Below are 12,629 nucleotides of genomic sequence, written 5' to 3'. Positions count from 1 at the left end.
CAATTTCTTCTTCTGCGGCCCCGAACATGCGGGCCGCTGCTTAATTTACGGAACTTACAATGAACAATAACGATCTGGTCGCGAAGCTGTGGAAACTGTGCGACAACCTGCGCGATGGCGGCGTTTCCTATCAAAACTACGTCAATGAACTCGCCTCGCTGCTGTTTTTGAAAATGTGTAAAGAAACCGGACAGGAAGCGGAATACCTGCCGGAAGGCTACCGCTGGGATGACCTGAAATCCCGCATCGGCCAGGAGCAGTTGCAGTTCTACCGTAACCTGCTGGTGCATCTGGGCGCCGACAATCAAAAGCTGGTGCAGGCGGTGTTCCAGAACGTCAACACCACCATTACCCAGCCGAAACAGTTGACCGAACTGGTCAGCAATATGGATTCACTGGACTGGTACAACGGCGCGCACGGTAAGTCACGCGATGACTTCGGCGATATGTACGAAGGGCTGTTGCAGAAAAACGCCAACGAAACCAAGTCTGGCGCGGGCCAGTACTTCACCCCACGTCCGCTGATTAAAACCATTATTCATCTGCTGAAACCGCAGCCGCGTGAAGTGGTGCAGGACCCGGCAGCAGGTACAGCGGGCTTTTTGATTGAAGCTGACCGCTACGTTAAGTCGCAGACTAACGATCTGGACGACCTTGATGGCGACACGCAGGATTTCCAGATCCACCGCGCGTTTATCGGCCTCGAACTGGTACCCGGCACCCGTCGTCTGGCGCTAATGAACTGCCTGCTGCACGATATCGAAGGCAACCTCGACCACGGTGGCGCAATCCGTCTGGGCAACACCCTGGGTAGCGACGGTGAAAACCTGCCGAAGGCGCATATTGTCGCCACTAACCCGCCGTTTGGTAGCGCCGCAGGCACCAACATTACCCGTACCTTTGTTCACCCGACCAGCAACAAACAATTGTGCTTTATGCAGCATATTATCGAAACACTGCACCCCGGCGGTCGTGCAGCGGTGGTGGTGCCGGATAACGTGCTGTTTGAAGGCGGCAAAGGCACGGACATCCGTCGTGACCTGATGGATAAGTGTCATCTGCACACTATTCTGCGTCTGCCGACCGGTATTTTTTACGCGCAGGGCGTGAAGACGAACGTGCTGTTCTTTACCAAAGGGACGGTGGCGAACCCGCATCAGGATAAGAACTGTACCGATGATGTGTGGGTGTACGACCTGCGTACCAATATGCCGAGCTTCGGCAAACGCACGCCGTTTACCGACGAGCATCTGCAGCCGTTTGAGCGCGTGTATGGCGAAGATCCGCACGGTTTAAGCCCGCGTAGCGAAGGGGAATGGAGTTTTAACGCCGAAGAGACGGAAGTTGCCGACAGCGAAGAGAACAAAAACACCGACCAGCACCTGGCTACCAGCCGCTGGCGTAAGTTCACCCGCGAGTGGATCCGCACCACGAAATCCGATTCGCTGGATATCTCCTGGCTGAAAGATAAAGATAGCATTGATGCCGACAACCTGCCGGAGCCGGATGTATTAGCGGCAGAAGCGATGGGCGAGCTGGTACAGGCGCTGGGCGAACTGGATGCGCTGATACGTGAACTGGGAGCGAGCGATGAGGCGGATGCACAGCGTCAGTTGCTGGAAGAAGCGTTTGGTGGGGTGAAGGAATGAGTTTCAACTCAACATCAAAAGAATTAATTGAGCAAAATATCAATGGGTTACTTTCAATCCATGATAGCTGGTTACGTATTTCAATGGATTCCGTAGCAAACATCACAAACGGTTTTGCTTTTAAGTCGTCAGAATTTAATAATCGTAAAGATGGTGTACCATTAATTAGAATTCGTGATGTTCTAAAAGGTAATACATCGACTTATTACTCGGGTCAAATTCCTGAGGGATATTGGGTATATCCCGAAGACTTAATCGTGGGAATGGATGGTGATTTTAATGCAACTATATGGTGCTCAGAACCAGCTCTGTTAAATCAACGAGTATGTAAAATTGAAGTTCAGGAAGACAAATACAATAAAAGGTTTTTCTATCACGCCTTACCAGGATATTTATCCGCAATCAATGCAAATACGTCCTCGGTTACTGTAAAGCATCTTTCTTCCAGGACACTTCAAGATACCCTACTTCCGTTGCCACCACTTGCCGAGCAAAAAATCATCGCTGAAAAACTCGATACGCTGCTGGCGCAGGTAGACAGCACCAAAGCACGCCTTGAGCAAATCCCACAAATCCTGAAACGTTTTCGTCAGGCGGTGTTGGCTGCGGCAGTAACTGGTAGGTTGACCAAAGAAGATAAAGATTTTATAACAAAAAAAGTTGAATTAGATAACTACAAAATCCTTATTCCAGAAGACTGGAGTGAAACAATTTTGAATAACATTATCAATACACAAAGACCATTATGTTATGGTGTGGTGCAACCTGGAGATGATATAAAAGACGGTATAGAATTAATTCGTGTTTGTGATATTAACGATGGTGAAGTAGATTTAAATCATCTTCGTAAAATTTCAAAGGAAATAGATTTACAATATAAGCGTTCCAAAGTACGAAAGAATGACATTCTTGTAACAATTGTTGGGGCTATAGGTAGAATAGGTATTGTTAGAGAAGATATAAATGTTAATATCGCTCGTGCCGTTGCCAGAATATCTCCTGAATATAAGATTATTGTTCCTATGTTTCTCCATATATGGTTAAGTTCACCAGTTATGCAAACATGGCTAGTTCAGTCATCTAAGGAGGTCGCCAGAAAGACATTAAATTTAAAAGATCTTAAAAATGCATTTGTCCCTTTACCGTCTATAGAAGAACAACACGAAATCGTTCGCCGCGTCGAGCAACTCTTCGCCTACGCCGACTCCATAGAAAAACAGGTCAACAACGCCTTAGCCCGCGTCAACAACCTGACGCAATCCATCCTGGCAAAAGCGTTCCGTGGTGAACTCACCGCCCAGTGGCGGGCCGAAAACCCGGATTTAATCAGCGGAGAAAACAGCGCCGCTGCGTTGCTGGAGAAAATCAAAGCTGAGCGCGCAGCCAGCGGGGGTAAAAAAGCCTCGCGTAAAAAGTTCTGATCATTATTTTCTGGCGCACCTTTCCGGTGCGCTTTTTATTATTTCTCGCCAATCATAACTCACATAAATATATTTAAATCATTCCGGAAATTGCCCATTTTATTCTATTTTTAGCTGGACTTTCCCTGTATTTACTGATGATATATCCAGGTATTTAGCGCGGTGCGGATGTGCGCCAACACACCCGCACCGCTAATCACAATCCCTATTTCTAAGGAATAGTAATCATGACTGACATGCATTCTATTGCACAACCGTTCGAAGCAGAAGTCTCCCCGGCAAATAACCGTCAATTAACCGTGAGTTATGCGAGTCGCTACCCGGATTACAGCCGTATTCCCGCCATCACCCTGAAAGGTCAGTGGCTGGAAGCCGCCGGTTTTACCACCGGCACGGCGGTAAATGTCAAAGTGATGGAAGGCTGTATTGTCCTCACCGCCCAACCACTCGCCGTCGAAGAGAGCGAACTGATGCAGTCGCTGCGCCAGGTGTGCAAGCTGTCGGCACGTAAACAAAAGCAGGTGCAGGCGTTTATTGGAGTGATTGCCGGTAAACAGAAAGTCGCGTAACAGCGTTTACTCCCGGTTAACCACCGGGAGCCTTCCACTGACTCAATAGAAACTTTCCCCCTCAGTAAATATTTACCTGCCTGATTGTGCAGTAAAAATCCATTGTTTCAGTACGTTGCGAAAGCGATAATAGAGGCTTAGCAATGAGGAAGGCACATCTTATGGAATCAATTCAAGCCTGGATTGAAAAATTTATTGAGCAAGCACAGCAACAAAGTTCACAATCCACTAAAGATTATCCAACGTCTTACCGTAACCTGCGAGTAAAAGTGAGTTTCGGTTATGGCAATTTTACATCTATTCCCTGGTTTGCATTTCTTGGAGAAGGTCAGGAAGTTTCTAACGGTATATATCCCGTTATTCTCTATTATAAAGATTTTGATGAGTTGGTTTTGGCTTATGGTATAAGCGACACGAATAAACCACATGCCCAATGGCAGTTCTCTTCAGACATACCTAAAACAATCGCAGAGTATTTTCAGGCAACTTCAGGTGTTTATCCTAAAAAATACGGACAGTCCTATTACACCTGTTCCCAAAAAGTCTCACAAGGTCTTGATTATACCCGGTTTGCCTCCATGCTGGACAACATAATCAACGACTATAAATTAATATTTAATTCCAGCGAGAGTGTTATTCCACCTATGTCAAAAACTGAATCATACTGTCTGGAAGATGCGTTAAATGATTTGTTTATCCCTGAAACCACGATAGAGACGATACTCAAACGATTAACCATCAAAAAAAATATTATCCTCCAGGGGCCGCCCGGCGTTGGAAAAACCTTTGTTGCACGCCGTCTGGCTTACCTGCTGACAGGAGAAAAGGCTCCGCAACGCGTCAATATGGTTCAGTTCCATCAATCTTATAGCTATGAGGATTTTATACAGGGCTATCGTCCGAATGGCGTCGGCTTCCGACGTAAAGACGGCATATTTTACAATTTTTGTCAGCAAGCTATAAAGCAGCCAGAGAAAAAGTATGTTTTTATTATAGATGAAATCAATCGTGCCAATCTCAGTAAAGTATTTGGCGAAGTGATGATGTTAATGGAACATGATAAACGAGGTGAAAACTGGTCTGTTCCCTTAACCTACTCCGAAAACGATGAAGAACGATTCTATGTCCCGGAGAATGTTTATATCATCGGTTTAATGAATACTGCTGATCGCTCTCTGGCCGTTGTTGATTATGCCCTGCGCAGACGATTTTCTTTCATAGATATTGAGCCAGGTTTTGATACGCCACAGTTCCGGAATTTTTTACTGAATAAAAAAGCAGAACCTTCATTTGTTGAGTCTTTATGCCAAAAAATGAACGAGTTAAACCAGGAAATCAGCAAAGAGGCCACTATCCTTGGGAAAGGATTTCGCATTGGGCATAGTTACTTCTGCTCCGGGTTGGAAGATGGCACCTCTCCGGATACGCAATGGCTTAAGGAAATTGTGATGACGGATATCGCGCCTTTACTCGAAGAATATTTCTTTGATGATCCCTATAAACAACAGATATGGACCGACAAATTATTAGGTGACTCATAGTGGAACAGCCCGTGATACCTGTCCGTAATATCTATTACATGCTTACCTATGCATGGGGTTATTTACAGGAAATTAAGCAGGCAAACCTTGAAGCCATACCAGGTAACAATCTTCTTGATATCCTGGGGTATGTATTAAATAAAGGGGTTTTACAGCTTTCACGCCGAGGGCTTGAGCTTGATTACAATCCTCATACCGGGATCATTCCTGGCATCAAAGGGCGAATAGAGTTTGCTAAAACAATACGCGGCTTCCATCTTAATCATGGGAAAACCGTCAGTACTTTTGATCTGCTTAATGAAGACACGCTGGCTAACCGAATTATAAAAAGCACATTAGCCATGTTAATTAAGCATGAAAAGTTAAACTCAACCATCAGAGATGAAGCTCGTTCACTTTATAGAAAATTACCGGGCATTAGCACTCTTCATTTAACTCCGCAGCATTTCAGCTATCTGAATGGCGGAAAGAACACGCGTTATTATAAATTTGTTATCAGCGTCTGCAAGTTCATCGTCAATAATTCTATTCCAGGTCAAAACAAAGGACATTATCGTTTCTATGATTTTGAAAGAAATGAAAAAGAGATGTCATTACTTTATCAAAAGTTTCTTTTTGAATTTTGCCGTCGTGAATTAACATCTGCATACACAACCCGCTCTTATTTAAAATGGGATGCATCAAGCATATCGGATCAGTCACTTAATTTGTTACCTCGAATGGAAACTGACATCACCATTCGTTCATCAGAGAAAATACTTATCATTGACGCCAAATACTATAAGAGTATTTTTTCACGAAGAATGGGCTCAGAAAAATTTCATTCTCAAAACCTTTATCAACTGATGAATTACTTATGGTCGTTAAAGCCTGAAAATGGCGAAAACATAGGGGGTTTATTAATATATCCCCACGTAGACACCGCAGTGAAACATCGTTATAAAATTAATGGCTTCGATATTGGCCTGTGTACCGTCAATTTAGGTCAGGAATGGCCGTGTATACATCAAGAATTACTCGCCATTTTCGATGAATATCTCAAATAAGCGGTAAGTTTTATAGAAAATACCGCTCCCGACACGACGTCGGGAGCGGCACATCATCAGGAGGCGAGCACCTCCACCAGCACATCCGTTGCCCAGCTCTCTTCACTGTTGACCACATTCCCTTCCTGACAAGCTTGATCCATTTTGACTAACTGGAAAGAAACGTCATCGCGGAAATCAAAGTAATGCCATTGCGATGCAAAGTTGATTCGCCAGTAGCCCATCCCCTGATCGAAGCGGATCTTCAATACCTGACCATCCTCAAAAGTCACCGTCAGTTTACGATGGTGAGGGATATCGCGCGGCGAGTCGAACACCGTCAGTTCTACCGGCCTGCCCAGCGCAGCTGCAAACCACTGATCAGCGAAATCCTGAAAATCCGCTATGCTCATCCAGTCATGGAAAGGCCGGTTACCGGGGCGATCTTTATCTTTAAACAGCGTATCCAGCGTCACTTCAGCGCCATCGGTCAGCTTTGTTTTTAGCGGTCTCAGAATTGATCCCAACAACGCCAGCGCAACCGGGTTTTGCAGATAGCGATCGGTATAGTGAACGCCGGTAATTCGCGTATTTTTCATCAGTGACTGCGCTTCTTCATGGTCGTTAAACAGCACGTCCCAGAAGCGTTGCCCAAACTGCGACAACGGTCCATTCAACTGTTTGTGGATCTGAATGTCTTTGACCCGCTCGACAGCGTTGGCGGCTTTAGCTGGCAGAATAAACTCGCTCAGTTCTACCGTTTTATAACCGAGGCTACGCACTACCAGTTCGTCATTCAGGTGCCACTCCGGCCCCGGAATCGTTGCCTGCTGACTGCGAGAGGCCAGCGTCATCACGCGATCGGCAAAGGTAACCTGGGCAACAATCGGTAATTGCAGATCCTGTTCAACATGGCACAGTCGCACACCCAGCGCAGTAAATTGCGATAGTTCATGCAACAGGTCCGGATCATCCACTCCCGCCGGAATAACAAGATCGACCTCGACGTTGTCTTTTAGCCGATAGCTCTGAATAGCCGCGCGGAACTGACGGGCGTATAAATCCCACTCATTGGGCGCGCCAGTCATCCACAGGGTGAGCTTTTCAGCGCCTTCGTTAATCGCCCGGCGAATCGTATCGCCAATAGCGCCAGGGCAGTAGCGGGCATCCGGCAGCGAGAATGTCTCTTCATCCGGTAAACCGATGTAATACGTGAAGTCATCGCCAAGCCAGGCCAGCGCCGCTTTGCGATCCAGCAAATCATGATCGTGGCGAGTCTGGGAATCAAGCAGGCATTCACTACATGCAGTATCACAATGGCGGCAGCCTAACTGTTTCACCATTCCCTGCAAAATAGCTTCAATGTGTACCGGTGCGCTGGAGGCAAAACCTGCACCACCGCTGATCACATCATAAAGCTGTAAGGCTAATACCGATTGCCCATCCTCCAGTCTGACCGGACGTACAGAATAGCCGAGTTCTGCGGTGGAGATACCCAGAACGCCCGCCAGCGCCTGACGCAGAGTAACCGCCAGAGTCATGGCGACAATCCGCCCCTCTTCTGTGTTATCTGGCAGATACTCGCCATTTTGTGGTTTGCGCAGAACCATTTCAAAGACATCGGTGCGCGCCAGTGCGCCCAGGGTGACTTTCTTCACGAGTGCCGTCGAACCTGGGCAAATCAGACGATGATTCTGGCTGTCGCGGTCCGCTTTACCCGGACGCGGTGGATAGTGAGCTTCCATACTTTTCGGAGCATCATTTTCATTCAGCATCGACTCCGCACGGCCACAGCTCAGACACAATGCATAACCGTGTCCACCTTCCCCCAGACTTTGCTGGAAAACATGCCCATCAGCCCCAGAAGCCATATAACCCATTAGCGGGTTAGGCAACGGTACGGGCTCTGCTTTAACAAAGACCCACGCGGGGACAACCGGGACGAATTTCATGGTTTCAATATTGTTCGTTACCGGAGCATGTGCATCGGTAACAAACCCGGCAGGCTGCAGCACCTGACGGCGATTATCCATGATTATTTTTTCGCCGCAGGCGCTATTGGAGCAAAAGAGCATCCCGGAACTGCTCATCCCCTCTTCATAGCCAATGGTCCCGCATTTGTGACAGCGCCAGGCGCAATCCAGACGCTGGGCTTCATTGGTATCAGCATTAATGTTGTGCCAGTGCAGTGAGACACCGGCAGAGCGGAAGACACGGCCATCAAGAATGATCTCTGCTCCCGGTGCATATTCACGAATGGCAACACCGAGGTTACGGGAAGGTAATCCTTTATAACGGGAGACGTTATCTTCACGGTCCTTTTTATCACGACTTTTCTGCGATTTTTCGCGGATATAATCTTCCATCGTGAAGTTATCAAACGTCACTACATCTGTCGGGAAACCGTATCCCGGCAGGAAGGTTCTGGCAGCCAGATCGCGCAGCAGATACTCGCCACAGTGCCGTTTCTTCTCCAGCTCTATGCGCTTACGATAAGGCGTTTGCGGCTGCGACTCACGCTCCTGTGTCACGAGATCGCGATAAACGGAGAGCCACCGCTGCTGCAGGAAGGTGATCGCGTTGATTGTTTTATCCCGCAGATATTCGGCTCTTGCACCATGCAACGCCGTACCTTTCACCAGCCGTTCCAGCGCCGTGTCGATATCAAGAACCGGACGTTCCAGCCAGATTTTAAAGCGTTCGCATTTTGACTGCCCGTCATCTTCACCGAAAAACCAGAGGCTATCGAGACTGGTTTTTTCTTTATCGGTTTCGCCAATAACGTTACATAAAAAGTCGGACAGTAATAATGCATTGACGTGACGTTGCACCAGTCGGGCGGAGTTCATCGCGACCATGGGGGCCGGGATCATGGTTTCAAACGGCCAGAGCGGGTTGGCAAAAACCTGTTGGTCGTGTGGGTTACCTTTGCATAGGGTATAAGAGATCGCGCGTGATTCTTTACTACGCCCGGCTCGCCCGGCGCGCTGTAAATAGTTGGCCGGATGTGGCGGAACGTTGTTCATTACCACCGCAGTAATGCCCCCGATATCAACCCCCATTTCCATGGTGGTGGAACAGTTGAGAACATTTAGTTGCCCGTTCTGGAACATCTTTTCATAGCTTTGCAGGCGTTCTGACGACTGCTGGGCAGAGTGCTCGGCAGTGCGATAGTAGAAACCGCCTTCCACGACACGATCGTTAATGTCTGTCCAGACGTTTTCCGACCGCAATTGTGCGATCAGCGGATCTTTGCTGACCCAGTCGCGTGCTTTTGCCAGACCCTCTGCGTAGTCTTCCTGTGAACGATCCAGCTTCCAGATTTCCGGCATAGTGACTTTCTGCGCGACAAAACTGTCATATTGCGCCTGGGTAAGATGCTCGAACGAAATATGGGTAGGCAGATAAGGGGTTAAGCCTTTAAAAGCCGTATTCAGGATTTTATTGGTTACCGGGCAAATCCAGGCATCCGTGATTAAAGAAAAAGTCATATGCTCTTTCGGTAAATAAAAACGGTTGCCATCGGGTTTCAATACTGCAAGCGGTCCGGTAAGTTGGGCCCATGCTTCTTTCAGCCATGTATTGATAGTATCAATAGTCGCCGTATTGACGGTTTTGAATCCGGCTCCCAACATCAGCAACTTCGCTAAACGATGGGTTATATTGCCATTACGAATTTGAGGCCAGCGTCTGTTCTGATTATCTTCAGGATCTTTTGATTCCGGGTTACGGACGAATTTTGATGAAAAACGGCTACCGATCCAGTTTTTCAGCTCATCATCCAGCTGTGTGAAGTTGCTCTCGCGAACGTAATGATCCAGCGTAACCTTGAGAAAATCGCGCCAGTCATCCAGCGTTAATCCTTTTCCCTGCCAGTGCAAGGGGCTCTTATGTATTTTCTCCAGCCCCTGGTAACCAACCTGAACCAGCCCCTGTGTTTCCAGGCTGTTAGTCCGTTTAGGGCGACGCATGAATTCCCGGAACAACAACATTTCCGAAAGCTTTAGTGGCCCGCCGTTTTTATTAAACACTTCAGGCTGCAAATAGTGGTTATATTTCAGTACCGGGCCACGGATATCGGCTTTATCTTTAAGCTCGTTAACCATTTCTGTCCAGGTGCGGGATACCAGGGTAGTTGCTGCTTTTCCACCGGTTGCAGCCTGATAAGCCTGTTCAAGCTGTTCAGCCTGCGCTTGTGACAATTTCGCCTGGTCTGGCATTCCCCAGCTTCGATATTCTTCTGCCTGCTCACGGGCTTGCTTCGCCCTGGCCGCTAATTTTTCCAGATCGGCATTGGCATTCGGCGCCGTGGACGTTTGTGTCCGTTGATGCCAGCTCAGAATTTCGACTACGCTTCCGCGTAAGAGACTGCGTTCTGCTTCTTGCTGCATACGCACCGCCATTCGAGCTGTACCTTGTCGACTGTCCGTAAAGGTAATGAGTCGACGTCCTCGCCCTGGCAACGAATCTGGTCCGACGCCATCTTTGCCTTCATCACTGGTAAAGTCCTGACAATACTCAAGAACGGTAGGCACGATGTTAGTAACGTAAAATGGCCCTCCTAATAATGCACGCCGGAAGGGTTGTTTCCCACTCATGCCTCTGTAGCCACAGCCACTGGCGCTACAAACCTGTTCAATATCATTAATAATCAGCGGAATGCTGTCATTGTTAATAACGCCAATACGGCGCGTCTGACGGTCGAGGCGTTGTAGGGTATAACCTGCCTCACTGCTTTCTCCTGCGGCAATAATCAACGGAGGCTGGAAACTGTTCTCTTTTTCGACTTTTTCCTCTGTCGCGTCATGTTCAACAGGTACTTCATCCTGCAGAGAGAATTCATCGCCACCTTTATTTTCCCACTGAACTAGTTTGCCCTTTTTGTCCCGTGCCAGAAGATGAGGCTCATTACAATCATTACAGAACGCCACTTCGTAGACAGGGCTTCCACAGTCGCAATTTTGTCGCTGGTTCACATACACATAGCCAAAGGGCCAGCCTTTTTCGAGCGGTGTACCGTGCTTTAATCTGCAATCTTTATCAACACAAGCCCATATTCCCTGGGTATTACGCTGGAAGATATGCGCCCTGACTTTAAGAAATGCGGGATCCTTTGCATTAGGTTGAGTCCCTGAACAGACATCGATCCAACGCAGTACTTCCTGCTGGCTGTAATGCTGTTTTGTCAGCACGTTTAACCGCTCTGTTATCTCATCCAGCTTCATCGGATTGGGCTGTTTGACCAACATCTCACGTATGTAACGCGCTTCGGGGGAATGCGTAAGCGCATAAAAGCGATCAGGACTTATACCTTTAATTTTATTATCATTTTTATCTCTTAGATCCAGATCGGGTATTTGCTCTATTTCGTCTAACGGAAGAGAAACGTTTTTGGATGGTTCCAGTTCAGGAATCACCCGACTTCCGTCCAGAACATCGATGCGCTCCTTCGGGATACCGGATAATTCAGAGAGAAATTTTTTCAGCTGCTTTTCGGCGTCGCTGCCGGCAATGGTCGCAGAGGTCGCTACAAAGCGCACATCATCTGGCGTCACGCCAAACGCTGTCATCACACGACGCAGCTGGAGCGCCAGTTCAGCGGCCTGCGACCCGACATAGGTATGCGCTTCATCCAGTACAATCCAGCGTAGTGATTTTTGTGCTTTGGATTGCTGGATAATCGGGGCGTCGACCTGGCGAACCATCATATATTCCAGCATCGTGCCGTTGGTCACCAGAATCGGGGCTGGCTCCAGACGCATCTTTTCACGGGATAAGACTTCATTTGGTCTATTATCCTGCACTGTTTTCATTTTTGCGTGGAGCTCTTCTGTATTTCCGTTATACAAGCAGTAGCGAATCCCAGTACCAAAACCACGCGTCCAGGCATCCAGACGCTCGCGCTGTGAATTAATCAAGGCGTTCAATGGATAGAGAAAAAGGGCTCGGACACCAACCAACGGATTGTTGCCATTTTCATGCAGTTCCCGGTAAAGATCTTCCAGCACCGGAACCATAAAACATTCCGTTTTACCTGAACCCGTACCACTGGTTACCACCACTGAATGTTTCTTTTCCAGCAAAGCTTTCCAACTGGCTAACTGGTGTGTAAAAGGCTTCCAGTCAGCACCAAATCGGTACCGGCCATTACTCTGATTATCCAGTGAATCAACCACTGCTTTGCTCAACAATGCGTTGCCTTCCGTCAGGCTGCGCATCGTGTGATTTGACTCCTTCCATCCAAACATTTGCTGGAATACCGGAGAAGCAAGGAATGAGCCCGGTTTCCCACAATCAGCCCCCATTTGTTGCGCGAGATGTTCACGCAGCTGCGGGTTGGTAACGCCCATGATACTGAGCGTTGCTTCAGTTGAACGAGACAACGATTGTTCAATAAGTGACGAAAAATAGCGTGTAGTCATCC

At 47.7% G+C, this 12,629-nt stretch carries 6 protein-coding genes; 5 read left to right on the top strand and 1 reads right to left on the bottom strand.

Annotation, left to right across the window (positions count from 1 at the left end; translation table 11 throughout):
* Nucleotides 1-59: 59 nt before the first annotated feature.
* The 5 genes from hsdM (at nucleotide 60) to mcrC (ending at nucleotide 6,226) form a co-directional block, all read left to right on the top strand.
* Nucleotides 60-1,649, top strand: a complete 1,590-nt coding sequence (hsdM, locus tag ACJHYO_RS05325) for a type I restriction-modification system methyltransferase (RefSeq protein WP_001063206.1) — start codon at nucleotides 60-62, stop codon at nucleotides 1,647-1,649.
* Entirely contained in the window at nucleotides 1,646-3,070 is a 1,425-nt protein-coding gene (locus tag ACJHYO_RS05320; RefSeq protein ID WP_000009567.1) for a restriction endonuclease subunit S, read from the top strand. Before hsdM ends, ACJHYO_RS05320 begins: the two co-directional genes overlap by 4 nt.
* A 227-nt stretch (nucleotides 3,071-3,297) precedes the next feature.
* Complete coding sequence (gene symE / locus ACJHYO_RS05315; RefSeq protein WP_021581296.1) at nucleotides 3,298-3,639, top strand: endoribonuclease SymE; 342 nt, start codon at nucleotides 3,298-3,300, stop codon at nucleotides 3,637-3,639.
* 161 nt (nucleotides 3,640-3,800) lie between these two features.
* Nucleotides 3,801-5,180, top strand: a complete 1,380-nt coding sequence (mcrB, locus tag ACJHYO_RS05310; protein WP_032341241.1) for a 5-methylcytosine-specific restriction endonuclease subunit McrB — start codon at nucleotides 3,801-3,803, stop codon at nucleotides 5,178-5,180.
* The gene (mcrC, locus tag ACJHYO_RS05305; RefSeq protein WP_021581294.1) at nucleotides 5,180-6,226 is read left to right on the top strand and encodes a 5-methylcytosine-specific restriction endonuclease system specificity protein McrC; all 1,047 of its coding nucleotides are present in this window, start codon (nucleotides 5,180-5,182) and stop codon (nucleotides 6,224-6,226) included. The genes mcrB and mcrC overlap by 1 nt, the downstream gene beginning before the upstream one ends.
* Before the next feature lie 56 nt (nucleotides 6,227-6,282).
* On the opposite strand, the gene ACJHYO_RS05300 is transcribed toward mcrC, so the two are convergent.
* The gene (locus ACJHYO_RS05300) at nucleotides 6,283-12,627 is read right to left on the bottom strand and encodes a DEAD/DEAH box helicase (RefSeq protein WP_410232421.1); all 6,345 of its coding nucleotides are present in this window, start codon (nucleotides 12,625-12,627) and stop codon (nucleotides 6,283-6,285) included.
* Between the last annotated feature and the right edge of the window lie 2 nt (nucleotides 12,628-12,629).

Source organism: Escherichia sp. WS1118 (assembly GCF_046487695.1).
Classification (GTDB): Bacteria; Pseudomonadota; Gammaproteobacteria; order Enterobacterales; family Enterobacteriaceae; genus Escherichia; species Escherichia coli.
The sequence above is the reverse complement of the archived record's forward strand: the minus strand, read 5'-3'. Positions and strand labels throughout refer to the sequence as shown.